The sequence below is a fragment of the Streptomyces sp. NPDC020379 genome (assembly GCF_044387105.1).
Classification (GTDB): Bacteria; Actinomycetota; Actinomycetes; order Streptomycetales; family Streptomycetaceae; genus Streptomyces.
Genome location: NZ_JBIRVR010000001.1, coordinates 386,341 through 411,310, shown reverse-complemented (window position 1 = coordinate 411,310; position 24,970 = coordinate 386,341). Strand labels below are relative to the sequence as shown.

Annotated in this window: 21 protein-coding genes; 12 read left to right on the top strand and 9 right to left on the bottom strand. The window is 72.1% G+C overall.

The window, feature by feature from the left end; translation table 11 throughout:
* Positions 1 to 16: 16 nt before the first annotated feature.
* From ACH427_RS01880 to ACH427_RS01850, 7 genes are all read left to right on the top strand, one after another.
* On the top strand, positions 17 to 1,627 hold the full coding sequence (locus ACH427_RS01880; RefSeq protein WP_398867364.1) for an MFS transporter: 1,611 nt from the start codon (positions 17 to 19) through the stop codon (positions 1,625 to 1,627).
* Complete coding sequence (locus ACH427_RS01875) at positions 1,624 to 2,289, top strand: TetR/AcrR family transcriptional regulator C-terminal ligand-binding domain-containing protein (RefSeq protein WP_398867363.1); 666 nt, start codon at positions 1,624 to 1,626, stop codon at positions 2,287 to 2,289. The genes ACH427_RS01880 and ACH427_RS01875 overlap by 4 nt, the downstream gene beginning before the upstream one ends.
* A gap of 305 nt (positions 2,290 to 2,594) precedes the next feature.
* Positions 2,595 to 3,536, top strand: coding sequence for an endonuclease/exonuclease/phosphatase family protein (locus ACH427_RS01870; protein WP_398867497.1), 942 nt, complete (start codon positions 2,595 to 2,597; stop codon positions 3,534 to 3,536).
* 145 nt (positions 3,537 to 3,681) lie between these two features.
* On the top strand, positions 3,682 to 4,911 hold the full coding sequence (locus ACH427_RS01865; protein ID WP_398867362.1) for an MFS transporter: 1,230 nt from the start codon (positions 3,682 to 3,684) through the stop codon (positions 4,909 to 4,911).
* 53 nt (positions 4,912 to 4,964) lie between these two features.
* Positions 4,965 to 5,204, top strand: a complete 240-nt coding sequence (locus tag ACH427_RS01860; protein ID WP_398867361.1) for a DUF2277 domain-containing protein — start codon at positions 4,965 to 4,967, stop codon at positions 5,202 to 5,204.
* A gap of 83 nt (positions 5,205 to 5,287) precedes the next feature.
* On the top strand, positions 5,288 to 5,539 hold the full coding sequence (locus tag ACH427_RS01855) for a hypothetical protein (RefSeq protein ID WP_398867360.1): 252 nt from the start codon (positions 5,288 to 5,290) through the stop codon (positions 5,537 to 5,539).
* Positions 5,536 to 5,658, top strand: coding sequence for a hypothetical protein (locus ACH427_RS01850; protein ID WP_398867359.1), 123 nt, complete (start codon positions 5,536 to 5,538; stop codon positions 5,656 to 5,658). The genes ACH427_RS01855 and ACH427_RS01850 overlap by 4 nt, the downstream gene beginning before the upstream one ends.
* Before the next feature lie 183 nt (positions 5,659 to 5,841).
* Here the strand turns inward: ACH427_RS01850 and ACH427_RS01845 are convergent, their stop codons facing one another.
* Complete coding sequence (locus tag ACH427_RS01845; protein ID WP_398867358.1) at positions 5,842 to 7,596, bottom strand: NAD+ synthase; 1,755 nt, start codon at positions 7,594 to 7,596, stop codon at positions 5,842 to 5,844.
* Positions 7,597 to 7,780: 184 nt separating this feature from the next.
* On the opposite strand from ACH427_RS01845, the gene ACH427_RS01840 reads away from it, so the two are divergent.
* Entirely contained in the window at positions 7,781 to 8,257 is a 477-nt protein-coding gene (locus ACH427_RS01840; protein ID WP_398867357.1) for a DUF4234 domain-containing protein, read from the top strand.
* A gap of 62 nt (positions 8,258 to 8,319) precedes the next feature.
* Here ACH427_RS01840 and ACH427_RS01835 read toward each other — a convergent pair whose 3' ends face one another.
* Positions 8,320 to 9,894: a multicopper oxidase family protein gene (locus ACH427_RS01835; RefSeq protein ID WP_398867356.1), complete on the bottom strand. Its 1,575-nt coding sequence runs from the start codon at positions 9,892 to 9,894 to the stop codon at positions 8,320 to 8,322.
* A gap of 85 nt (positions 9,895 to 9,979) precedes the next feature.
* On the bottom strand, positions 9,980 to 10,378 hold the full coding sequence (locus ACH427_RS01830) for a DUF6153 family protein (RefSeq protein WP_398867496.1): 399 nt from the start codon (positions 10,376 to 10,378) through the stop codon (positions 9,980 to 9,982).
* Positions 10,379 to 10,510: 132 nt separating this feature from the next.
* On the opposite strand from ACH427_RS01830, the gene ACH427_RS01825 reads away from it, so the two are divergent.
* The 4 genes from ACH427_RS01825 to ACH427_RS01810 all read left to right on the top strand — a co-directional run bounded on the left by ACH427_RS01825 (position 10,511) and on the right by ACH427_RS01810 (position 17,760).
* Positions 10,511 to 11,980, top strand: coding sequence for an APC family permease (locus tag ACH427_RS01825; protein WP_398867355.1), 1,470 nt, complete (start codon positions 10,511 to 10,513; stop codon positions 11,978 to 11,980).
* Positions 11,981 to 12,111: 131 nt separating this feature from the next.
* Positions 12,112 to 12,981, top strand: coding sequence for an alpha/beta fold hydrolase (locus ACH427_RS01820; protein ID WP_398867495.1), 870 nt, complete (start codon positions 12,112 to 12,114; stop codon positions 12,979 to 12,981).
* A 225-nt stretch (positions 12,982 to 13,206) separates the two neighbouring features.
* Positions 13,207 to 14,568, top strand: a complete 1,362-nt coding sequence (gene glnA, locus ACH427_RS01815; protein WP_361521573.1) for a type I glutamate--ammonia ligase — start codon at positions 13,207 to 13,209, stop codon at positions 14,566 to 14,568.
* A 126-nt stretch (positions 14,569 to 14,694) separates the two neighbouring features.
* Positions 14,695 to 17,760, top strand: a complete 3,066-nt coding sequence (locus ACH427_RS01810) for a bifunctional [glutamine synthetase] adenylyltransferase/[glutamine synthetase]-adenylyl-L-tyrosine phosphorylase (protein WP_398867354.1) — start codon at positions 14,695 to 14,697, stop codon at positions 17,758 to 17,760.
* 28 nt (positions 17,761 to 17,788) lie between these two features.
* On the opposite strand, the gene ACH427_RS01805 is transcribed toward ACH427_RS01810, so the two are convergent.
* The 6 genes from ACH427_RS01805 to ACH427_RS01780 all read right to left on the bottom strand — a co-directional run bounded on the left by ACH427_RS01805 (position 17,789) and on the right by ACH427_RS01780 (position 24,936).
* Positions 17,789 to 18,649, bottom strand: a complete 861-nt coding sequence (locus ACH427_RS01805) for a phosphatase PAP2 family protein (RefSeq protein ID WP_398867353.1) — start codon at positions 18,647 to 18,649, stop codon at positions 17,789 to 17,791.
* A gap of 36 nt (positions 18,650 to 18,685) precedes the next feature.
* Entirely contained in the window at positions 18,686 to 19,819 is a 1,134-nt protein-coding gene (locus ACH427_RS01800; RefSeq protein ID WP_398867352.1) for a LacI family DNA-binding transcriptional regulator, read from the bottom strand.
* Positions 19,820 to 19,844: 25 nt separating this feature from the next.
* Positions 19,845 to 21,500 (bottom strand): alpha-amylase family glycosyl hydrolase, encoded by a 1,656-nt coding sequence (locus tag ACH427_RS01795; protein ID WP_398867351.1) that lies wholly within the window; start codon positions 21,498 to 21,500, stop codon positions 19,845 to 19,847.
* Positions 21,501 to 21,626: 126 nt separating this feature from the next.
* The gene (locus tag ACH427_RS01790) at positions 21,627 to 22,475 is read right to left on the bottom strand and encodes a sugar ABC transporter permease (protein ID WP_398867350.1); all 849 of its coding nucleotides are present in this window, start codon (positions 22,473 to 22,475) and stop codon (positions 21,627 to 21,629) included.
* On the bottom strand, positions 22,472 to 23,446 hold the full coding sequence (locus ACH427_RS01785) for a carbohydrate ABC transporter permease (RefSeq protein WP_398867349.1): 975 nt from the start codon (positions 23,444 to 23,446) through the stop codon (positions 22,472 to 22,474). Before ACH427_RS01785 ends, ACH427_RS01790 begins: the two co-directional genes overlap by 4 nt.
* Positions 23,447 to 23,631: 185 nt before the next feature.
* Complete coding sequence (locus ACH427_RS01780) at positions 23,632 to 24,936, bottom strand: extracellular solute-binding protein (protein ID WP_398867348.1); 1,305 nt, start codon at positions 24,934 to 24,936, stop codon at positions 23,632 to 23,634.
* Positions 24,937 to 24,970 lie beyond the last annotated feature (34 nt).

The following is a 24,970-nucleotide window of genomic DNA, read 5'->3' as shown; positions in this document are numbered from 1 at the left end:
ACGTAGGCTGGTCCGCATGTCGACTGATACCCCGGCCCGCCGGGTTCCCGAGGCGGTCCACCGCAGACGGTGGGCGATCCTGACGGTGCTGCTGTTCAGCCTCCTGATCGTGGTGCTGGACAACTCGATCCTCAATGTGGCGATGAAGACCATCGCCTCCCCGGCCCCCGACGGCCTGGGCGCGACGCAGAGCCAGCTCGAGTGGGCGATCAACTCCTACACCCTGGTCTTCGCCGGAATACTCTTCACCGCGGGGCTGCTCGGTGACCGCCTCGGGCGCAAGAAGGTCCTGCTCTTCGGCATGGTGGTGTTCGGCATCGGCTCGGTGCTCTCCGCCTTCGCCGGCTCCTCCGGCGAGCTGATCGGCTTCCGCGCCGTGATGGGCTTCGGCGGCGCCTTCGTGATGCCCGCGACGCTGGCCATCATCATGAACGTCTTCGAGCGCGAGGAGCAGCCCAAGGCGATCGGCATCTGGGCCGGCGCCGTCGGGCTCGCCATCGCCATAGGGCCGATCACCGGCGGCATCCTGCTCGACCACTTCTGGTGGGGCTCGGTCTTCCTGGTGAACGTCCCGATCGTGATCGTCGGTCTGATCGCGATGGTGCTGCTCGTCCCCGACTCCAAGGACCCGCGGCCGGGCCGCCTCGACCCGGTCGGCGTGCTGCTGTCCGTCGTCGGCCTCGTCCTCCTCGTCTACGGGATCATCAAGGGCGGCCAGCTCGCCGACTTCACCCGGCCCGAGGTCTACGGCACGGTCGGCGGCGGCCTGCTGGTCCTGATCGCGTTCGTCCTGCACGAGCGGCGCAGCGACCACCCGGCCATCGACGTGCGGTACTTCCGCAACCCCGCCTTCTCCGCCGCGGTCTCCTCCATCTCGCTGGTCTTCTTCGCGCTGATGGGCACGACCTTCTTCATCGTCTTCTACACCCAGAGCGTGCGCGGCTACACCCCGCTCCAGAGCGGCCTGCTCCTGCTGCCGCTGGCCGCCGCCCAGATGTTCTTCGCGCCGCGCGCCCGGCTCGTCGTCGACAAGTTCGGTGCCAAGGCCGTGTGCACGACCGGCATGCTGCTGGTCGCCGCCACCACGGCGGGCTTCCTGCTGCTCGGCACCGACACCCCGATCTGGGTCCTGGAGGTGCTGTTCTTCCTCCAGGGCACGGCGATGGCGCACATCATGCCGCCCGCCACCGTCTCGATCATGCAGTCGCTGCCCCGCGAGAAGGCCGGTTCCGGCTCCGCCGTGAACAACACCTTCCGGCAGGTCGGCGGCGCGCTCGGGGTCGCGGTGCTGGGCTCCCTGCTCTCCACCACCTACCGCGACGGCATCTCCGGCGACCTCGACGCCGTCCCCGGCCTGTCCGGCCCCGCGCGGCACGCCGCGGGCGAGTCCATCGAGGCCACCCTGGGCGTCGCCGAGAAGCTCGGCCCGCAGGGCAAGGCGCTCGTCGGCCCGGCCAACGACGCCTTCATCCACGCCATGCACGTCACCGTGCTGGGCTCCGCCGGCGTCGCCCTGCTCGGCGCGGCCGTCGTCGCGCTCTTCCTGCCGGGCCGGAAGGCCACCGCCGAGAGCGGGGCGGACACCCGGCCCGGCGCGGAGAAGGAGCAGGCGGGAGCGGGCACATGACCGGGCGGGCACCGGGCGGGACGACGACGGCCGGGGCGGTCCCCCTCCCGGCGGCGGAGCCCGCCGAGCGGCGCGGCCGCCCGCGCAACGCCGCCGTCGACACCACCGTCGTCGAGACCGTCCTGCGCCTGCTGGAGGAGGGCGTCACCATGGGCGAGCTGTCCATGGAGCGGATCGCCCGCGAGGCGGGCGTCGGCAAGGCCACCCTCTACCGGCGCTGGGCCGGCAAGGAGGAGCTGATGCTCGACGTCCTGCGCTCCATGGACGACGCCCTCCCCGAGCTCCCGGGCACCTCCGCCCGTGACGACCTCGTCGCCGTCCTGGAACTGCTGCGCAGGCGCGGCCTCGCCAAGCGCTCCTCCGCCGTCCTGCGCACGGTCATCAGCCAGGTCCAGGCCCACCCCAAGCTGTGGAAGGAATACCACCAGACGGTCATCCTCGCCCGGCGCGCGACGGTCCACGCGGTGCTGCGCCGCGGCATGACCACCGGCGAGCTCCGCGACGACCTCGACATCCAGCTGCTCTCGGACCTCTTCGTCAGCCCGATGCTCTCGCGGGCCATGCTCCACGAGTGGGAGGACCTGCCGGAGGGGCTCGCCGAGGAGATCGTCGACGCCGTCATGGAGGGCGCGCGCCCCCGGGCGGAGGGCCCCGCCCACTGACCCGCCCGACCCGGCCGCCGCCCCGCGAGGACCCGCGGGGCGGCGGCCGCGCTCGAATATGCCCGTTGTGTCACAGCCCGCCCGCACGGCCCGCCCACCGGAACCCGGCCGGGCCGCGGACACGTCCTTGAGACCGACACCCCACCCCGGGGTGGAGGGCACGCCCCGGCACCGGTGATCACCTATCGTCGTGCGGGGGCCGCAGCGGATGATCAGTGAGGCAGTCGATGGCGCAGGCGTACATGCAGGAGACGGGTCGAGACGGGAACGGTCCGGAGCGGGCCGGCGCCCGGGCCCGGCGCCTCATGGGCCAGTGGCGCGGCCCGGGCGTCTGGCGCCGTGGCCTGGTCGTCGCCGCCTTCGCGGTCCTCCTCGGGCTGCTGATGCTGCTGCACACCCACCTCCCCAACCGGGTGGGCAACCTCGGCAGCCTCACCGAGACCTTCCTGCCGTGGCTCGGCCTCGGTATACCGGTGCTGCTCGTCCTCGCCGTGCTGCGCCGCTCCGCGACCGCGCTGATCGCCCTGCTGCTGCCGGCGGTCGCCTGGGTCAACCTCTTCGGCGGGCTGCTCACCGACAAGTCCGGCAAGGGCGGCAACTTCACCGTCGCCACCCACAACGTCAACGCCGAGAACCCCGACCCGACCGGCACCGCCAAGGACGTCGCCGCCTCCGGCGCGGACGTGGTGGCGCTGGAGGAGCTCAAGGCGTCGGCCGTCCCGGCGTACGAGAAGGCCCTCGCGAGCAGCTACAGGTACCACTCCGTGCAGGGCACCGTCGGCATCTGGAGCAAGTACCCCCTCGAACTCGTCCAGCCCGTCGACATCCGCATGGGCTGGACCCGCGCCCTGCGCGCCACGGTCAAGACGCCGCAGGGCCCCGTCGCCGTCTATGTCGCGCACATGCCGTCGGTGCGCGTGAAGTTCAACGCGGGCTTCACCGCCGGACAGCGGGACAACAGCGCCGAGGCGCTCGGCCAGGCCATCGCCAAGGAGCCGGAGAAGAAGGTACTCCTCCTCGGCGACCTCAACGGCACCATGAACGACCGCTCGCTCGCCCCCATCACCTCGCAGCTGCGCTCCGCGCAGGGCGCCGCGGGCGACGGCTTCGGCTTCAGCTGGCCGGCGGGCTTCCCGATGGCGCGCATCGACCAGATCATGGTGCGCGGCATGGACCCCGTCTCCGCCTGGACCCTCCCCAGGACGGGCAGCGACCACCTGCCGGTGGCCGCGCGGATGAAGCTCTGACCGAGCCGTTCACCTGATCGTTCACCAAAGGGAACGACAGCGGGAACATCCGCCTGGGAGGCTTTGTTCTCCGGGGGAACTTTCCGTGGGCGGCAGGCCCACGTCCCCCGCGGGAACACATCCCCCCTCGAAAGGCTGTCCCCTCATGCCCCTGGCGCTGCTCGCCCTCGCGGTCTCCGCCTTCGGTATCGGCACGACCGAGTTCGTGATGATGGGGCTGCTGCCCAACGTCGCCGACGACCTGGGCACGTCCGTCCCCACCGCCGGCTACCTCGTCTCCGCCTACGCCCTCGGCGTCGTCATCGGCGCCCCGCTGCTCACCGCCCTCGGCTCCCGCGTCCCGCGCAAGCTCATGCTCGTGCTGCTCATGGGGCTCTTCACCATCGGGAACCTCGCCTCCGCACTCGCCCCGTCCTTCGGACTGCTCATCGCCGGACGCGTTCTCGCGGGGCTGCCGCACGGTGCCTTCTTCGGCGTCGGCGCGGTCGTCGCCGCCCGCCTGGTGCGCGAGGGCCGGCAGGCGCGGGCGGTCGCCACGATGTTCCTCGGCCTCACGGTCGCCAACATCGTCGGCGTCCCCACCGCCACCCTGCTCGGCCAGCACCTCGGCTGGCGCGCCACCTTCCTCGTGGTCGCGGCCATCGGGATCGTCGCCATGGCCGCGCTCGCCGCCCTCGTCCCGCGCGTCCCGCGCGAGCGGAGCGAGGGCCTCGGCCAGGAGCTGCGCGCGCTGGGCGACCGGCAGGTGCTGCTCGGCCTGCTCACCGCCGTCTTCGGCTTCGCCGGGGTCTTCGCCGTCTACAGCTACCTCGCCTCGATGACGACCGAGGTCACCGGCTTCGCCGAGTCCTCCGTGACGATCGTGCTCGCCCTCTTCGGCATCGGCATGACCCTCGGCGCGCTGATCGCGGGGCCCCTGACCGACCGGGCGCTGCGCCCCACGCTGTACGGATCGCTGGCCGCGCTCGCCGCCGTCCTCGTGCTCTTCGACTTCACCGTCCATGTGAAGTGGGCGGCGCTCGTCACCGTGGTGATCCTCGGCGCGGTCGGCTTCATGACCACCACGCCGCTCCAGATGCTCGTCATGAACAAGGCGCGGCAGGCCCCCACCCTGGCCTCCGCCTCCAACCACTCGGCGTTCAACCTGGCCAACGCGGGTGGCGCCTGGCTCGGCGGCGTCGCCATCGCCGCCGGCTGGGGCTGGAGCTCCCCGACCCTGGTCGGCGCGGTCCTCGCGGTCGTGGGCCTGGCCGTCGCGGTCACCGCCGGTCTGCTGGACCGCGACCGCGCCGGCACGGCGGGCGCGTCCCGGGTCGTCGCCTCCGGCGACCGGCCGGGCGACCGGGCCGCCGAGTCCGCGGGCGTCCCGCGCTGACAGCCCTTGGCCATGGGCGGCGGGTTGTCAGTGACGCGCGGCACACTGGGGGCATGTGCCGCAGTATCAAGACCCTCAGACCGCCGGTGACGCCCGAGGCGGGCGCCGAGGACATCCACGCGGCGGCCTTGCAGTACGTACGGAAGGTGTCCGGCTTCCGGGCACCCGCCGCCCACAACCAGGCGGTTTTCGAGCACGCCGTGGACGCCGTCGCGCTGGCGACCAAGGCGCTGCTCGACGGCCTGGAGATACGGGGCGGCCCGGGCGCCGGGCGCCGCCCCGCCACGGGGTGAGCCCGGCCCGGCCCGACCGGTAAGCGACCGGTAAGCGGGATCGACAGAGGCGAGAGAGGGAAGGGGAGTGGTCCCGGCAGGCCATGACACAGCCGACGCTCACCGAAGGCCAAGTATCAGCGATCCGCCAGTTCTGCGTGCAGGGCGGCATCCACCTGGAGATGTCGTCCGGGGTGCCGGTCGTCGTCCCGGTGCGCAGTGGATTCCCGACCTGTCCGGAGTGCGGCCGGCTGCCGTCGTCCGTGATGCTGGAACCGGGCACGCTCACGGGCGGCCGGATCACCTATGAAGGATGCGGGCACGTCTTCAAGATCCCACGGGGGGCGCAGACATGAGCGATGACGAGCGGCAGCCACAGCAGCCGTGCCAGCACTGTGAGGGCAAGGGACTCATCGCCCAGCCGGACGGTTCGGTCGTGGTCTGTCCGGAGGCCAACGGCCCGGGGCACTACTGATCGGGGCGGATGCCGGGGCTCGCGTTCGCCGTCGGGCGCGGGCCCGTTGCCGTCCGCGGCGGGGCCGCCCTCCGGGCGAGTCCGCGATCGCCGGACGGGCTGATATGGCTCGGGCCGTGCCCCAGGACCACGGCCCTTGCGATCCAGCCCGTCCGGCGAGCGCGGACACGGCGCGCACCGCGCTCAGGACGTCTCGCGCCAGCGGTTCGTGATCGGCAGGCGGCGGTCCTTGCCGAAGCCCTTCGCGGAGATCTTCGTGCCCGGCGGGTACTGCCGGCGCTTGTACTCCGCGGTGTCGACCATCCGCAGCACCCGCGCGACCAGCTCCGCGTCGAAGCCCGCCGCCACGATCTCCGCCCGGCCCTGGTCCCGGTCGACGTACCGCTCCAGGATCCGGTCCAGCACCTCGTAGTCCGGCAGCGAGTCGGTGTCCACCTGGCCCGGCCGCAGCTCGGCGCTCGGCGGCTTGGTGATGGAGTTCTCCGGGATCGGCGGGGTCTCGCCGCGCTCCTCGGCCGCCCGGTTGCGCCAGGTGGCGAGCCGGAAGACCCAGGTCTTGTAGACGTCCTTGATCGGCCCGTACGCGCCGACCGAGTCGCCGTAGAGCGTGGAGTAACCGCAGGCCAGCTCCGACTTGTTGCCCGGCGCGAGCACGATGTGCCCCTCCTGGTTGGAGACCGCCATCAGCATCGTGCCGCGCAGCCGCGACTGGAGGTTCTCCTCCGCGAGGCCGGTGAGCCCCAGCGCTCCCATGTACGCGTCGAACATCGGCGCGATCGGCACGGTCCGCAGACGCAGGCCGGTGCGCCGGGCGAGCTCCTCGGCGTCGGCGAGGGAGTGCTCGGAGGAGTAGCGGGACGGCATGGCCACGCCGTGCACGTTCTCCGCGCCGAGCGCGTCGCACGCGAGGGCGGCGACCAGCGCCGAGTCGATGCCGCCGGAGAGCCCGATCACCACGCTGCGGAAGTTGTTCTTGGTGACATACGCGCGCAGGCCGATGACCAGCGCCTCGTACACCTCCTCGTCGTCGCCGAGCCGCTCCGCGACCGTGCCCGCCGCCTCCGCCTCGTACGGCGGGAGCGGGTCGGCGGTCAGCACGACGTGGTCGATGCGCAGACCGTCGTCCACCACCCCGGAGGGCGCCTCGGGCGCGGCGGCCGGCAGGTCGAGGTCGATCACCACGCAGCGCTCCTCGAACTGCCGGGCGCGCGTGAGCACGTGGCCGTCGCGGTCGACGACGATGGTGTCCCCGTCGAAGACCAGCTCGTCCTGGCCGCCGGTCATCGCGAGGTACGCCGTCGTGCAGCCCGCCTCCTGGGCGCGCTTGCGGACGAGCTCCAGCCGTGTGTCGTCCTTCTCGCGCTCGTACGGCGAGGCGTTGACCGACAGCAGCAGCCCCGCGCCGGCGGCGCGGGCGGCGGGCACCCGGCCGCCCTCCTGCCACAGGTCCTCGCAGATCGCGAGCGCGACGTCGATGCCGCGCACCCGCACCACCGGCATGGTGTCGCCGGGCACGAAGTAGCGGAACTCGTCGAAGACGCCGTAGTTGGGCAGGTGGTGCTTGGCGAAGGAGAGTGCCACCTCGCCCCGGTGCAGCACGGCCGCGGCGTTGCGCGGCGCGCCCGCCGGGCGGCCCAGCCGGGGCTGCGTCCGCGTGCTGCGGTCGAGGTAGCCGACGACGACCGGCAGTTCGCCCAGGCCCTCGGCGGCGAGCCGGGCGGCGAGCGAGCGCAGTGCCTCCCGGCCGGCCTCGACGAAGGAGGAGCGCAGCGCGAGGTCCTCCACGGGATAGCCCGTCAGCGCCATCTCGGGGAAGGCGGCCAGGTGGGCGCCCCGCTCGGCGGAGTGCCGGACCCAGCGGACGATCGACTCGGCGTTCCCGGCGAGATCACCGACGCAGGAATCGATCTGATTCAGAGCGAGACGAAGTTGAGGCACGGCGCCCAGTCTAATCGTCTGTCTGACGCGATCTAGGGGAGCCGACCGCCGAGCCGATGCCGTGGCGGGTGCATGTGATCTTGTGACAAGCTTCGCGGGTTGCTCCTGGCATATGCCGTGAGCATGTCTTGTTCGAAGTTCTTCCTAGGAGACCGCGTTGAGCACGCAGGGCTACCCTCCGGCCATGCCCCCGCAGAACCCGTACGGTGGTGCGGGCTATCCGCAGCAGGCGCCGATGGGCTACCCGGCCCCGGGGCCCGCCGCCTACGGCTTGTCGATGAAGCGCCGCAATCCCTTCGCCGCCTGGCTGGGCCTGCCGCTGATCACCCTCGGCATCTACGGCATCGTCTGGCACTACAAGGTCAACAAGGAGATGGCGCAGTTCGACAGCCGGCGGCACATCAACCCCGCCATGTCGGTGCTCGCCATCACGCTGGGCCTCTTCCTGATCGTTCCGCCGTACGTCTCGATCTTCAACACGGGCCGGCGCATCTCCGAGACGCAGCGCGCCGCGGGCCTGTCGCCCTCGTGCAGCGGCGGCCTGGGCCTGTTCCTCGCGTTCTTCGGCTTCCACGCGCTCTACTACCAGATCGAGCTGAACAAGGTCGTCGACCACTACGGCCGGCTCGAGCCCGGCACCCAGGTGCCGCTGGCCGTCTGAGCCACGCCGTACGACAGCCCGCGGGGCCCGCGCCGAACCGGCGCGGGCCCCGCGGCCGTCGGTCAGCGCCGGTAGCCGAGGACCGTCATCATCCCGGACTCCGCGTGGTAGACGTTGTGGCAGTGGAGCATCCACAGCCCCGGGTTGTCGGCGTCGAAGTCGACCTCAAGGCGCGCTCCCGGGCGGACGATCGCGGTGTCCTTGCGCGGCCCGCCGCCGGGCAGCGCGAAGGTGTGGCCGTGCAGGTGCATCGGGTGCCACATCGTCGTCCTGTTCACGAAGGCGAGCCGGACCCGCTCGCCCGCCGCCACCGGATAACGCTGATCGGGCGCGTACTTCCGGTTGTTGACCGCCCAGTCATACTTCGCCATCGAGCCCGTGAGGTCGAGCTCGATCGTGCGGTCCGGCCGGCGGCCTCGGAGCCGCACGCTCCGGTCCGCCTTCAGCCGGTCGGCCGTCAGCAGGGTGCCGTCCAGCTCCCGTGGCCGGGCGGCCGCCCCGGGCGCCCGGCCGCCGCCCGTGCGCAGCACCGCCAGCGCGGCGGCCTTCTTGCCCTCGGCCAGCGCCGTCAGCGGGAACACCCCGTCCCCGGCCTCGACCAGCACGTCGTACCGCTCGCCCATGCCCAGCAGCAGCGCGTCCGTCTCCGCGTGCTCGACGGGGAAGCCGTCCGTGTGCGTCACCGTCATCCGGTGGCCGCCGAGCGCGACCCGGAAGGCCGTGTCGCCGCCCGCGTTGACGAAGCGGACGCGGATGCGGTCGCCGGGCTTCGCGGTGAAGGTCTCCGGGGCGTCGGGCGTCCGTCCGTTGACGAGGTAGTGCGGGTACGCGACGTCGCCCGCGTCCCCGCCGAGGAGCGGGCTGGTGGCGCCCATCATCATCCGGGGCGGCCCGGCCGGGGCCGGGGAGGACTGCCCGGCGCCCATCGCCATGCCGGACATCTTCCCCATGCCGTGCCCGCCGTGGTCCATGCCCTCCATGCCGCCCATGCCCCGGCTCAGTTCGGCCAGCACCCCGTCGGGCGTGCTGCCGTCCACGCCGTCGACCCAGTCGTCCAGGACGACCACCCACTCCTTGTCGTAGGAGAGCGGCTCCTTGGGGTCCTCCACGATCAGCGGGGCGTAGAGCCCCCGGTCCTGCTGGACGCCCGAGTGCGGGTGGACCCAGTAGGTGCCGGGGTGCGTGACGGTGAAGCGGTAGGCGTACGAGGCTCCTGGCCGGACCGCGCGCTGGGTGAGGCCGGGGACGCCGTCCATGTCGTTGCGGAGCGCGAGCCCGTGCCAGTGCAGGGAGGTGGCCTCGGGCAGGTGGTTGGCGAGGGTCACCGCGAGCGTGTCGCCCGCGGTGACCCGGATCTCCCGGCCGGGCAGCCGGTCGCCGTACGCCCAGGAGTCGACCGTACGGCCGCCCAGGTCGAGCCGGGCGCGGGTGGCCGTCAGCTCCACCTCGCGTACGGGGCCGGTGCCGCGCTTCGCCTCGGCGGCGGCGACCTCCTCGCCGTCCGGGGCGAGGTAGCCGACGGAGGGCGCGGCCGCGGCCGGACGGCCGTCCGGGCTCCCGGAACAGGCGGCGAGCAGTCCGCTTCCGGCAGCGGCGAGTCCCGCGCCGAGCACGGCGCGGCGGGTGGTGGAAGACATGGGGGAAAGCACCTCGTGGTGTCGGGTCCTGTGAAAGAGGCAGCGGTGCGTGCCGCCGCGCACGGGGGCGCGACGGCACCCGCCGCTACACGCGCAGGACCGACAGCCGGGCGAGGGCCTTGTGCCGTGGTGGCGGTGGGATGGGCCGGAGGGCGAGGAGCAGCCGCGCGCGGAGCGCGGGCAGGGCCGCGGCGGCGCGGCGCAGCGCGGCCGCCCCGAGGAGGAGCACGAGCGCGAGGAGGGCGGAGCCGAGCACGGCGAGGCAGACGGACATGGGGTCCGTGCCGTGGCTCTCGCCGTGGACGGAAGGGGCCCGCGGGGGAGCGGCGTGGTGGGCTTCCGCCCGCATCGTGTGCGAGCCGGCCGCCGGGCCGCCGTGCTCCGCCGGGTGCCCCAGCGAGTGCATGGTCACGATGCCCAGCAGCAGCGCGGTGAACAGCAGCAGCCGGACGCACCGGGCGGCGGCCCCGCGCCGTCCTGCCATCGCCTGTCCCCCGAACTCCTGACGCACCTCCGCGGCACCTTACCCCCTCGGGGTATGGCTTCTCCAGGTGTCGCGGATGGGATCATTGGGACGCACACGACCGACGCCCCGCCGAAGGACGCTCCACCTCACATGACCAGCACGGACCAGGTGAGGGACGACCGTCCCCTCGCCGCGGGCGCCACCACCCCGGGCGCCACCCAGACGCAGTTCATCTCGTGGGTGACCCTCGCGATGATGACCACGGCGTCGGTCGCCAACCTGCGGCCCTCGCCGTCCATGGCGATCTACGGCCTCGCCGCCGTCTTCCTCTACGTCGTACCCGCCGTGGTCTTCCTGCTGCCGACCGCGCTGGTCTCCGCCGAGCTCGCCTCCGGCTGGACCGGCGGCGTCTACCGCTGGGTGAGCGAGGGGCTCTCCAAGCCGCTCGGCTTCCTGGCCGTCTGGTGCCAGTTCGCGATGACCATCGCCTACTACCCGAGCCTGCTGGCCTATGTGGCGAGCACGTTCGCGTACGTCATCGACCCCCGGCTCGCCGGCAACGGGCTCTACGTCGCCCTGGTCATCGTCGTCGTCTACTGGTCGGGCGTGCTGATCTCCTCGCGCGGCACGAAGGCGGTCGCCGGGCTGGCCGGCGCGGGCCTGGTGATCGGGACGCTGATCCCCGGCGTGGTGCTCGTCGTGCTCGGCCTGGTCTTCCTCGGCCAGGGCAACGCCCCCGCCGCGCCCATGGACAGCGGCCACTTCCTGCCGCCGTGGACGGGGCTCGCCAGCCTCGTCCTGATCGTCAACAACTTCCTGTCCTACGCGGGCATGGAGATGAACGGTGTGCACGTCGCCTCGCTGCGCGAGCCCGGCAGGCAGTTCCCCCGCTCGGTCTTCGCCGCCACCGGACTCGTCCTGCTGATCTTCATCCTCCCGGCGCTCGCGATCAGCTGGGTGATGCCGGGCGAGAACCTCAGCCTGACCGCGGGCGTGATGCAGGCGTTCCAGGGCTTCTTCGACCACTTCCACGTGGGCTGGCTGACCAAGGTCGTCGGGGTGATGCTCGTCGTGGCCGCGCTCGGCGGCATGCTCGCCTGGCTGGCGGGCCCCTCCAAGGGCCTGCTGATGGTCGCCCGGCAGGAGGGCTATCTGCCGCCCGTCCTGCAAAAGCTCAACAAGCACGGCGTGCAGCGGAACATCATGGTCGCGCAGGGCGTGCTCACCACCCTCATCGCGCTGCTCTACGCCTTCATCCCCGATGTCTCCAGCGCCTACTGGATCTTCTCGGTGATCACCACCCAGATCTATCTGGTCGTCTATCTGCTGATGTTCGCCGCCGTCGTCCGGCTGCGGACCACCCAGCCGGACCGGCCGCGCGGTTTCCGCGTCCCGGCCGTGCGGCTGGTGGCGGGCGTCGGCTTCGCCGCCTCGATCGCGGCCATGTGCATCGGCTTCGTCCCGCCGGACCAGTTCGGCGGCGGCCCGCTGTGGCGCTACCTCCTCACCGTGGGCGGCGGCCTGCTGGTCCTCGGCTTCCTCGCGCCGCTCGCCCTGCTGAAGCTCCGCAAGCCGCACTGGGTGGCACCGGAACACCGCGCGCAGGCGGCCGGGGAGTAGCCGCCCCGCCACCACGGCATTCCCCGGCGAGGGGGCCGTGGCGCGGGCGGCCGCCGCGCGCCGGTACGGTCGTCCTCGTCGCGCTCCGCGCGGTGTGGACGGACGGTCACAAGGGGGACGGTGTGGACGGTATGGAGCGGCCACCAGGGCACATGCTGCGGGTCGGCGGGGTGCCGCTGCACGTCGTGTGCGAGGGCTCGGGGCCCGTGTGCGTGCTGAGCGCGGGGCTCGGCATGGGCTGGTTCGACTGGGACCCCGTCGTGCCGCTGCTCACCGGGCACCGCACCGTCGTCCGCTTCGACCGGCCCGGCCTCGGCTTCAGCGCGCCGCCCCTCGAACCGCCCACCGCCGCCGGGGAGGCCGCGCGGATAGCGGGCGTCCTCGACGCCCTGGGGCTCGGCGGACCGGCCACGGTCGTGGGCCACTCGCTCGCCGGCTTCCACGCCGAGGCGTTCGCCCGGCTGCACCCGCGGCGCACGGCCGGGGTCGTGCTGGTCGACAGCAGCGTGGCGGAGGAGCGCGGGGCCGCGCCCGCCCGTGAGCTGCGCACCACCGCCGCGCACGCCCGGGGCCTGGTCCTCGCCGCCGCCGGGCTGCCCCGCGCGCTCGGCCCGTCCCTGCGCAAGCTCACCGTCCGGGCCGCCTCCGTCACCCGCCAGGACCCGGCCCCCGCCGAGCTGGTGCGCCGCACCTACGGGACCGGCCGGGTGCTGCGCGCCCTGCTGATGGAGAACGCCCGCTACCGCGACGTCGCCGCCGAGCTCCACGAGCTGCGGGACCGGCACCCGATGCCGCCCGTGCCGGTGACCGTCCTCGCGGCCTCCCCGGGCACCGGATCCGCCGTGGAGCGCCGCTGGCTGGAGCGCCAGCGCGCCCTCGCGACCCGCCTCGACGGCCGCTTCGAGGCGGTGGCACCCGCGGGTCACCTGCTGATGTACGACCGCCCGCAGGCGATCGCGGCGGCCGTGCTGGCCATGCCGATGGTCCCCGACGGCACCTGACGTTTCCCCTGTCCGCCCCCGGCCGTTACACGGACGGGGGCGGACAGGCAGTATGGAAAGTGATGCTCTTCCAGGGGCCCGTGGCCATGGACGGTACCCCCGCACGAGCGGAGACGTTCAGACGCGCGTACGCAACGCACCCGAAATCGTGTGGTGGGATGCTCATGTGCCCCCGATGTGCCCCGCGGCTTGGGAAGGGGCGGCCTGACCGAGGATAGGTGGATTATGGATAAGCAGCAGGAGTTCGTGCTCCGTACGCTCGAAGAGCGCGACATCCGGTTCGTACGGCTGTGGTTCACCGACGTGCTGGGCTATCTGAAGTCCGTGGCCGTCGCCCCGGCGGAGCTGGAGCAGGCTTTCGACGAAGGCATCGGATTCGACGGCTCGGCGATCGAGGGATTCGCCCGTGTGTACGAGTCGGACATGATCGCCAAGCCCGACCCCGGCACCTTCCAGATCCTCCCCTGGCGCGCCGAGGCCCCCGGCACGGCCCGGATGTTCTGCGACATCCTGATGCCCGACGGCTCCCCGTCCTACGCCGACCCGCGCTACGTCCTCAAGCGCATTCTCGCCAAGACCTCCGACCTCGGCTTCACCTTCTACACCCACCCCGAGATCGAGTTCTTCCTGCTCAAGGACAAGCCCGTCGACGGCTCCCGGCCGGTGCCCGCCGACAACTCCGGCTATTTCGACCACACCCCGCAGAACGTGGGCATGGACTTCCGCCGCCAGGCCATCACCATGCTCGAATCCATGGGCATCTCGGTCGAGTTCAGCCACCACGAGGGCGCCCCCGGCCAGCAGGAGATCGACCTGCGCTACGCCGACGCGCTCTCCACCGCCGACAACGTCATGACCTTCCGGCTCGTGATGAAGCAGGTGGCGCTGGAGCAGGGCGTGCAGGCCACCTTCATGCCCAAGCCGTTCTCGGAGTACCCCGGCTCCGGGATGCACACCCACCTCTCCCTCTTCGAGGGCGACCGCAACGCCTTCTACGAGTCGGGCGCCGAGTACCAGCTCTCCAAGGTCGGCCGCTCCTTCATCGCCGGACTGCTCCGGCACGCCGCCGAGACCTCCGCCGTCACCAACCAGTGGGTCAACTCCTACAAGCGGATCTGGGGCGGCTCCAAGCGCACCGCGGGCGCGGGCGGCGAGGCCCCCTCGTACATCTGCTGGGGCCACAACAACCGCTCCGCGCTCATCCGCGTGCCGATGTACAAGCCCGGCAAGACCGGCTCCACCCGCGTCGAGGTCCGCTCCATCGACTCCGGCGCCAACCCCTACCTCACCTACGCCGTCCTGCTGGCCGCCGGTCTCAAGGGCATCGAGGAGGGCTACGAACTGCCCGCCGGCGCCGACGACGACGTCTGGGCGCTCTCCGACGCGGAGCGCCGGGCGATGGGCATCGAGCCGCTGCCGCAGAACCTCGGCGAGGCCATCGAGTTGATGGAGCGCAGCGAGCTGGTCGCCGAGACGCTCGGCGAGCACGTCTTCGACTTCTTCCTGCGCAACAAGAAGCAGGAGTGGGAGGAGTACCGTTCGGAAGTGACCGCGTTCGAGCTCCGCAAGATGCTTCCGGTTCTCTGACGTCAGCGGGTGCGGGCCGTCGCCGCCTCCGGCGGAAGCGGCCCGCGGCCTCAGCTGCCGGACGGGCTGAAATGCCGTACCGCGGCCGGGAAGCCCAACGGACCAGGCCGGGGAGAGGAAGATTCCATGACCGTGCCGCAGGGGCGTCGCAGTAGTTCGTACAGCCGGCTGCTGCGCCACGGTTTCACCGACACCGCCACAGCCGAACGCCTCCTCGACACCCCCGTCCTCGCCCCCGTCCGCTCCGACCCCCTGCTCCTCGACGCGCTCGGTGCCACCGCCGATCCCGACCTGGCCCTCCACGGGCTCGTACGACTCGTCGAGGCCACCGGCAGCGCCGAGCGGCAGACGCTGCTGGACACCCTCGTCACCGCCAAGCCCCTGCGCGACCGGCTGCTCGGGGTGCTGGGGGCCTCCGAGGCGCTCGGCGACCACCTCGCCCGGCACCCCGGCGACTGGCACGCCCTCCTCACCTACGAACCGGCCGACCTCAACCCCACGACACCGGAGTTCGAGAAGGCCCTCACCGAGGGGGTGCGCGGTGAGCGGGGCGCCGGGCTCGCGCCCGCCGACGCGCTGCGCGCCGCCTACCGGCGCTGCCTGCTGACCATCGCCGCCAGGGACGTCTGCGGCACCGCCGACGTCGCCCAGACCGCGGCCGAGCTCGCCGACCTCGCCACGGCCACCCTCCGCGCCGCCCTGGACATCGCGGCCGAGGAGCGGCCCGAGGACGCCGCGGCCTGCCGGCTCGCCGTCATCGGCATGGGCAAGTGCGGTGGCGGCGAGCTCAATTACGTCTCCGACGTCGACGTCATCTTCGTGGGGGAGCCCCGCGGCGGCACCGCCGAGGGCGCCGCCGTACAGGCCGCGACCCGGCTCGCCTCGCGGATGATGCGGGTCTGCTCGGACGTCACCGCCGAGGGGACGATCTGGCCCGTCGACGCCAACCTCCGCCCCGAGGGGCGCAACGGCCCGCTCGTCCGCACCCTCTCCAGCCACCTCGCCTACTACCAACGCTGGGCCAAGACCTGGGAGTTCCAGGCCCTCCTCAAGGCCCGCCCGGTCGCCGGTGACGCGGCCCTGGGGCAGGAGTACGTGGACGCCGTCTCCCCGCTCGTCTGGCAGGCCGCCGAGCGGGAGAACTTCGTCGCGGACGTCCAGCAGATGCGCGGCCGCGTCATCGCCTCCATCCCCGCCGGCCAGGTCGACCGCGAGCTCAAGCTGGGGCCCGGCGGCCTGCGCGATGTCGAATTCGCCGTCCAGCTCCTGCAGTTGGTGCACGGCCGCAGCGACGCGACGCTGCGCGGCGGCGGCACCCTCGACGCCCTGACCGCGCTCGCGGCGGGCGGCTACGTCGGGCGCACCGACGCCGCCGCCCTCGACGCCGCGTACCGCTTCCTGCGCACCCTCGAACACCACATCCAGCTCTACCGGCTGCGCCGCACCCACCTCATGCCCGAGGAGGAGGCCGACCGGCGCCGCCTCGGCCGCTCCCTGGCCCGCGCCTTCCAGTGGCCGCCCGGCACCGAACCGGTCGCCGAGCTCGCCAAGGTCTGGAAGAAGCACGCCCGCGAGGCCCGCCGGCTGCACGAGAAGCTCTTCTACCGCCCGCTGCTCGACGCCGTCGCCCAACTGGAGCCCGGCGAGATCCGGCTGAGCGCCAAGGCCGCCGGTCACCGCCTGGAGGCCCTCGGCTACGCCGACCCCGCCGCCGCCCTGCGCCACCTGGAGGCGCTCGCCTCCGGGGTGAGCCGCAAGGCCGCGATCCAGCGCACCCTGCTGCCCGTGCTCCTCGGCTGGTTCGCGGACTCCGCCGACCCCGACGCCGGGCTGCTGAACTTCCACAAGGTCTCCGACGCCCTCGGCCGCACCCCCTGGTACCTGCGGCTGCTGCGCGACGAGGGCGCCGCCGCCGAGAACCTCGCCCGGGTGCTCTCCGCCGGCCGCCTCGCCCCCGACCTGCTGTTGCGCGCCCCCGAGGCCGTCGCCCTGCTCGGCGACCCCGAAGGGCTGCGCCCGCGCGGCCGGGAGGCCCTGGAGCAGGAGGTGCTGTCCGCGGTGGGCCGCGCGGAGGGCGCGGAGGCGGCGATCGTGGCCGTGCGCGGGGTGCGCCGCCGCGAGCTCTTCCGCACCGCCGCCGCCGACATCATCGGCGCGTACGGACCCGCCGGGAGCGGCAACGGCACCTCTGTGCACGGCCGCGAGCCCGAGATCAAGGACACCCACCTGCGGGTCGACACCGTCGGTACCGCCGTCTCCGACCTCAACGCCGCCGCCGTCGCCGGTGCGCTGCGCGCCGCCGTGCGCGCCGAGTGGGGCGACACCCTCCCCGCCCGCTTCGCGGTCATCGGCATGGGCCGCTTCGGCGGCCACGAGCAGGGCTACGGCTCGGACGCCGACGTGCTCTTCGTCCACGAGCCCCGCGACGGCGTCGGCGACGAGGAGGCCGCCCGTGCCGCCTTTGCCGTCGCCACCGAGATGCGCAGGCTCCTGCAACTGCCCACCACCGACCCGCCGCTGCTCGTCGACGCCGACCTGCGGCCCGAGGGCAAGTCCGGGCCCATCGTGCGCAGCCTCGCCTCCTACGCCGCCTACTACCGCCGCTGGTCGCTGGTGTGGGAGAGCCAGGCCCTGCTGCGCGCCAGGCCGGTCGCCGGGGACGCCGGGCTGGGACAGCGGTTCGTCGAGCTGATCGACCCGCTGCGCTACCCCGTCGAGGGCCTCGGCGAGGACGCCGCCCGCGAGATCCGCAGGCTCAAGGCCCGCATGGAGTCCGAGCGGCTGCCGCGCGGCGCCGACCCCACCACCCACACCAAGCTGGGGCGCGGCGGCCTGTCGGACGTGGAGTGGACCGTGCAGCTCCTCCAGATGCGCCACGGCTGGGCCGAGCCCGGCCTGCGCACGACCCGCACCCGCGAGGCCCTCCACGCGGCCTGCGCGGCCGGGCTGCTGAGCGCGGAGGAGGCGGCCATACTGGATGACGCGTGGGTGCTCGCGACGAGCGTCCGCAATGCCGTGATGCTCGTCCGCGGCCGGGCCGGCGACACCTTCCCCTCGCACAGCCGTGAGCTGGCCGCCGTCGGCCGCTACCTCGGCTACGAGCCGGGCCACGTGGGGGAGATGCTCGACGACTACCGCCGCGTCACGAGACGGGCCCGGGCAGTCGTCGAGGAGCGCTTCTACGGGGCCTGACGCCCTCTGCGGGGCCCGACGCCGGCACTCAGTCCGACGCCGTGGCCACGTGGCGGGCCAGGCGGTACGGGAACGTGCGGTACCAGCCGTAGGACAGCGCGAAGCCGAACGCCAGGCAGAGCAGGCCGCCCACCGCGTCCAGCCAGAAGTGGTTCGCGGTGGACACGATCACCACCAGCGTCGCCACCGGATACAGCGCGCCCAGCACCCGCACCCACACGGGCCGGGCCAGCATCGCGATGGTGACGCCGCACCACGCCGACCACCCGATGTGCATCGACGGCATCGCCGCGTACTGGTTCGACATGTCGGCCAGATTGCCCGACGCCATCGAGCCCCACGTGTGGTGCACCACGACCGTGTCGATGAAGCCGCCGTTGTTCATCAGCCGTGGCGGGGCCAGCGGATAGAGGTAGTAGCCGAGCAACGCGACGCCGGTGGTGGCGAAGAGGACCAGCCGGGCCGCGGCGTAACGGCCGGGGTGCCAGCGGTAGAGCCACACCAGCACGCCGATGGTGAGCACGAAGTGCAGGGTGGCGTAGTAGTAGTTCATCCCCACGATCAGCCACGTCACGGAATTGACCGCGTGGTTGACGGAGTGCTCGACGGCGATGTGCAGGGACTGCTCGGTGCGCCAGACCCAGTCGGCGTTGCGCAGCGCCGCCGCCCGCTGCTCGGGCACGGCATTGCGCACAAGCGAATACGTCCAGTAGCTCACCGCGATGAGCAGCACCTCGAACCACAGGCGCGGCCGACGCGGTGAACGCGGTTTCCACGAGCCGGGTTCTCGCTGAGTGGCACGTTCCGCCGACGGCCGGTCCGCTCGCTCCTCGGTGGGTGGCGGGGCGGCCGCGCGGCCTTCCAGTTGCCTTACTGTCGCTTCACCCATAGCCAACCAGTCTGCCAGACGGCCGCCTGAGGCAGATCATCCCCAAGACTGGTCTTCGCCGCTTCGCGCCTGATCCGGCAGCACCGTACGAGCGCCCGTACGCGCGTCTGTGCGGGCCTGTTCGGGCAGTGGCGTGTTCGCTCCGCCACGGGCCGTGCCCGGCGCCGACGCCGTTGAACCCCGGACCACCAACTCCGGCAGGAACACGAACTCGCTGTGCGGCGCCGGCGTACCGCCGACCTCCTCCAGCAGCGCCCCCACCGCCGCCTGCCCCATCGCCTGCACCGGCTGCCGGATCGTGGTCAGCGGCGGGTCGGTGAAGGCGATGAGGGGCGAGTCGTCGAAGCCGACCACCGAGACGTCCCGCGGGACCTCCAGGCCGCGCCTGCGGGCCGCGCGCACCACGCCCAGTGCCATCATGTCGCTCGCGCACACCACGGCCGTGCAGCCGCGGTCCAGGAGCGCGGAGGCGGCCGCCTGGCCGCCCTCCAGGCTGAAGAGCGAGTGCTGGACCGACTCCGCCGCCTCGGCCTCCGCCACCCCCAGCTCCTCCCGCATGGCCGCCAGGAAGCCCTCGACCTTCCGCTGCACCGGCACGTACCGCCGCGGCCCCAGCGCCAGCCCGATCCGCCGGTGGCCCAGTGCGGCCAGATGGGTAACGGCGAGCCGGACCGCGGCCCGGTCGTCGGGGGAGACGAAGGGCGCCCGCACCTTGGCCGAAAAACCGTTGATGAGCACGAACGGCACGCCCTGGGCGCGCAACCGCTCGTAGCGCTGCATATCCGCGGAGGTGTCCGCGTGCAACCCGGAGACGAAGATGATCCCGGCGACCCCCCGGTCCACCAGCATCTCGGTCAGCTCGTCCTCCGTCGAGCCGCCCGGCGTCTGCGTGGCCAGCACCGGCGTATACCCCTGCCGGGTCAGCGCCTGCCCTATGACCTGCGCGAACGCCGGGAAGATGGGGTTGTCCAGCTCCGGGGTGATCAGCCCGACCAGGCCCGCGCTGCGCTGCCGCAGCCGGACGGGCCGCTCGTAGCCCAGCACGTCGAGCGCGGCCAGCACGGACTGGCGGGTGGCGGCGGCCACCCCCGGCTTCCCGTTGAGGACGCGGCTGACGGTTGCTTCGCTGACACCCGCCTGCGCTGCGATATCGGCAAGCCGGGCGGTCACAGGAGTGGACCTTACCGGTCGCATCTCAGACTGCCCACCAGACGCAGGAATCGGCGGGGATCCGGACCGTGCCGGCCACGCCGCGCCCCTCCGGGAAGACGATGGACAGCGCCGACGTCGCCAGCACCGGACGCCCCGGGACCGGCAGCTCCACCTCCTCGCCCAGGGTGTTGAGCGTGCACACGAAGCCGGGCCGCGAGAACGCCAGCACCCCCTCGGGCGCGTCCAGCCAGACCATCTCCCCGTCGCCCAGCCCCGGCAGTTCACGGCGGAGCGTCAGTGCCGAGCGGTACAGCTCCAGTGTCGAGCGCGGGTCGCCCGACTGCGCCGCCACCGACAGCTCCCGCCACCGCTCGGGCTGCGGCAGCCAGCTGCCGCCCGGCCCGAAGCCGTACGGAGCCTCCTCGCCCGACCACGGGATCGGCACCCGGCAGCCGTCCCGGGTGCCGTCCTGGCCGTCGCCCCGGAAGAACGCCGGGTCCTGGCGCACCTCGTCCGGCAGGTCCACGACCTCCGGCAGCCCCAGCTCCTCGCCCTGGTAGACATACGCCGAGCCCGGCAGCGCCAGCATCAGCAGCGCCGCCGCCCGCGCCCGCCGCAGCCCCGGCTCACCGGCGCCGTAGCGGGTGGCGTGCCGCACCACGTCGTGGTTGGAGAGCACCCAGGTCGTCGGCGCGCCCACCGACAGCGTGGCGGCCAGCGACTCGTCGATCACCGTGCGCATCGCGTCCGCGTCCCACGCGCACGTCAGGAACTGGAAGTTGAACGCCTGGTGCAGTTCGTCCGGGCGCACGTACAGCGCCAGCCGCTCCGAGGTCGGCGCCCACGCCTCGGCCACCCCGATCCGCTCGCCCTCGTAGGAGTCCAGCAGAGCCCGCCACGAGCGGTGGATCTCGTGCACCCCGTCCTGGTCGAAGAACGGCAGCACCTGCGCGCCGATCAGCTTCGCCTGCTCCTTGCGGCCGATGTCCGGCAGCCCCGGCGCCTTGACCATGCCGTGCGCCACGTCGATCCGGAAGCCGTCCACGCCCAGGTCCAGCCAGAACCGCAGCACGGAGGCGAACTCCTCCCGGACCTCCTGGTTCTCCCAGTTGAGGTCCGGCTGCTCGGGCGCGAAGAGGTGCAGATACCACTCGCCCGGCGTGCCGTCCGGGAGTCGCGTGCGCGTCCAGGCCGGGCCGCCGAAGACGGACTCCCAGTCGTTGGGCGGGAGTTCACCCGACACGCCCTTGCCCGGCCGGAAGTGATAGCGCTCGCGGGCCGTCCCCCCCGGACGGTCCGCGAGCGCGGCCCGGAACCACGCGTGCTGCTCGGAGGTGTGGTTGGGCACGATGTCGACGATGACCCGCAGGCCCAGCCGGTGCGCCTCCCGCACCAGATCGTCGGCGTCCGACAGATCGCCGAACAGCGGGTCCACCGCGCGGTAGTCCGCCACGTCGTAACCGCCGTCCGCCTGCGGCGAGGCGAAGAACGGCGTCAGCCACACCGCGTCCACCCCCAGCTCCGCCAGATACGGCAGCCGCTGCCGGATCCCCCGCAGATCGCCGATGCCGTCACCGTCGCTGTCGGCGAAGGAGCGCACGTACACCTGATAGATGACGGCGCTGCGCCACCAGCCCTCCGCGTGCGCGGACGAGGAGTCGGCGGCCGGGCGGACGGAGGACGCGAGATCCTGGGTCATGTACTTCCCTAGGTCGAAAAGTGCGGTCACGGAAACAGGCGGTGCGAAGGGCCGTACGGAGTGGTGCGGGCGGTACGAAGGTGTCAACGCGCGTCCGGCGCGTCCGGTGACGCACCCCCGGCCGGGTCAGCCCTTGGTGCCACCGGCGGTCAGCCCGGCGACCAGGTGCCGCTGGGCGAGGAAGAAGACGGCGGCCGCGGGAACGGTGATCAGGACCGCCGCGGCCGTCATCAGACCCCACTCGGCCTTCTGCTGGCCGACGAAGGTCTGGAGCCCGACCGCGAGGGTGTAGTGCTCCTCGCTGCTCATGAACTGGGTGGCGAAGGCGACTTCGCCCCAGGCGGTGATGAAGGAGTAGAAGGCGGTGACGGCCAGGCCGGGCCGGGCGAGCGGCAGGATCAGCCGCCAGAAGGTGCCGAACGGGCTCAGCCCGTCCACCCGGCCCGCCTCGTCGATCTCGGCGGGAATGGTGTCGAAGTACCCCTTGAGCATCCAGGCGCAGAACGGAACGGACACCGAGCAGTAGGTCACGATCAGACCGGTGTAGGAGTCCAGGAGTTCGAGCTCACCCAGAATGTTGTACAGCGGCACGATCAGCACCGCCATCGGGAACATCTGCACGATCAGGAAGGTCCACATCAGCGGCCTGTGGCCGGGGAAGCGCATCCGCGACACGGCGTAGCCGGCCGTCGCCGCGACGAACACCCCGAGCAGGGTGGCGCCCACCGCCACGATCACCGAATTCCCGAACCAGGTCAGGAACTTGGTGTGGCCCAGGATGTGGGAGTAGTTCGAGAAGCCGAAGCCGACGAGCCGCGTCGGCTCCTGCCAGCCGTCGCGGCCGCGCAGCGAGACGAAGACGACGAACAGCACGGGGAAGACCGCGACCAGGCTCGCGAGGACCAGCGCCGTGTGCAGGGCGGCCGAGGCGCCGCGCGACCGCGAGCCGCGGGCCCGTGGGGTGGTGGAGCTCATCGCGTGGTCTCCTCCTGTCGAGAGAGCATCCGGCGGTAGAAGACGGCGAAGACCAGCAGCAGCGAGAGGATGAGGATGCCGTAGGTGGCGGAGCCCGCGTAATCGCGCACCCCTTGGAAGGCCAGGCGGTAGGCGTAGGTCACCAGGATCTCGCTGTCGGAACTCGCGCCCTGTCCGATCAGCAGATAGATCACCTGGAACATGTTGAATGTCCAGATGACACCCAGCAGGATCACGGTCCCGCTCACCGGCCGCAGTCCCGGCAGCGTGACGTGCCGGAACCGCTGCCAGGGCGAGGCCCCGTCCATCTCGGCGGCCTCGTGCAACTCCCTCGGTATCGCCTGGAGCCCGCCCAGGATCGCGACCATCATGAACGGCACGCCCAGCCATACGTTGACCGCGACGGCCGACACCTTCTGGAGTGCCGAGTCCCCGAGCCAGTCGACCGGGTCCAGGCCGAGCTTGGTCAGGAAGGCGTTGAAGACGCCGTACTTCTCGTTGAACATCAGCCGCCACGAGAACGTCGCGACGAACGCCGGCACCGCCCACGGCAGGATCAGCAGCACGCGGTAGAGCGCCCGGAACCGCATCGGCCGGTTGAGCAGCAGAGCCAGCCCGAGACCGATCGTGTAGTGCAGGAACACGCACGACGCGGTCCAGATGACGGTCCAGCCCAGCCGCGAGTAGAAGTGGCCCTCCTGCCCCGAGAGCACCTTCCAGTAGTTGTCGAGACCGACGGACCTGTACGTCGACGCGATGTGGTTGACGCCGATGGTCCGCCCGACGTTGGCCTCGTTGGCGTCGGTGAAGGACAGATAGATCCCGCGCCCCAGCGGATACCCGACGAGCACCGCCAGCACGACGACCACGGGCAGAACCATGGCCCAGGCGTACCAGTGCGTATCGAAGGACCGCCGGAGCCGCGTGAACAACGTGGGAGGGCTACCGGTTTCGGAGACTGCTGCGGTCATGGTGGCGGCTTTCTGACGGGGGCGTGACCGGGGCGGAGGCGGGCTGGACATGCGGGCTACGGTTCGCGAAACGCAGCCCGTCCGGCGATTGAGGACAACGCGCGTCAGCGCGGTCCGGGGTCCGGGGTCCGGGGCGGAGCCCCGGTTACGGGAAGGGGCGGGGTGGGGAAAAAATCCCCCGCCCCCTACTGCCGCACCGACCAGTCCTTCAGCAGCGCCCCCTGCCAGGCCTTGGCCGTCGCGTCCAGCCCCTCCTTCGGCGACTCCTTCAGCGTCAAGATCTTCGTGTAGTGCTGGAGCCAGTCCGTGAAGAGATCCCCGCCCTGCGGAATCTGCGGCCGCGCGTGCGCCTTGCCCAGTGCCTCGTAGAAAGACTTCCGCACCGGATCCGCCAGCACCTCGGCCGTGTACGCCGACTTCCGCGTGGGCAGCACCCCGATCGCCGACGACACCGAGTCCTGCTGGGCGGCCTCGGTCATGAACCGCGTGAAGAGGTAGGACGCGTCGAAGTTCTTCGCCCCCGCGTAGACGACGAGGTTGTGCCCGCCGACCGGCGCCCCCGCCGTGCCCGTTGAGCCGGCCGGGATCGGCGCGATCCCCAGGTTGTCCCTCGACTTGTACGCGTCGCCGCCGAAGATCTCCTTCGTCGCCCACGGCCCGTCGATGAGCATCGCCAGCTTGCCGTTCTTGAAGTCCGTCTTGAGCGCGTTGTAGCCGTCCGTGCCCGCCGGCTTCGGCGCCGCGCCGGACTTCACCAGGTCGACGGCGGTCTCGATGCCCTTGACGGACGCGGCGTCGGAGATGGTGATCTTCTTGTCCGCGACGTCGACCATGTCGCTCTTCTCGCCGTAGAGGAAGGGCAGCGAGTAGTAGCTGTCCGGGCTGAGGCCGATGCCCTCGGCACCCGTCCTGTCCTTGATCTTCAGGGCGGCTTCCTTCACCGCGGCCCAGTCGGCCGGGGGCTTGTCGATGCCGGCCTTCCGGAAGAGCTCCTTGTTGTAGAGCAGCCCGAGCGTGTCCGTGACCTGGGGGACGCCGTAGGTCCTGCCCTGGTACGCGGCGTTCTTCAGCGGCCCGTCGAGGAAGTCCTCGGGCTTGTCCAGCGCGGGCGTGCCGGTGAGGTCCTTGAGGTAGCCGAGCTGGGCGAAGCCCGGCGTCCAGCCGACGTCCGAGCGCAGCACGTCCGGCGCGCCCTTGCCCGTGGACGCCGCGGTCTTGAACTTCTGCTGCGCCTGGTCGAAGGGCACATTGACGTAATCGACCTTGATCTTGGGGTACTTCGCCTCGAAGGCCGACACCAGCTTCTTGAAGGCCGGTGCCTCGTTGGTGGCGTCCGAGGTGTCCCACCAGGTGACCGTCCCGCTCACACTGCCCGGGTCGTTCGCCGCCTTGGATCCGTCGCCGCCGTCGTTGCCGCCGTCACCGCCGCACGCGGTCGCGGTCAGGGCCAGCGCGCCGATGACGGCCGCAACCGATATGCCTCTTCGCATATGGATCTCCTCATCAAGGAGGCCGACCAGTCGC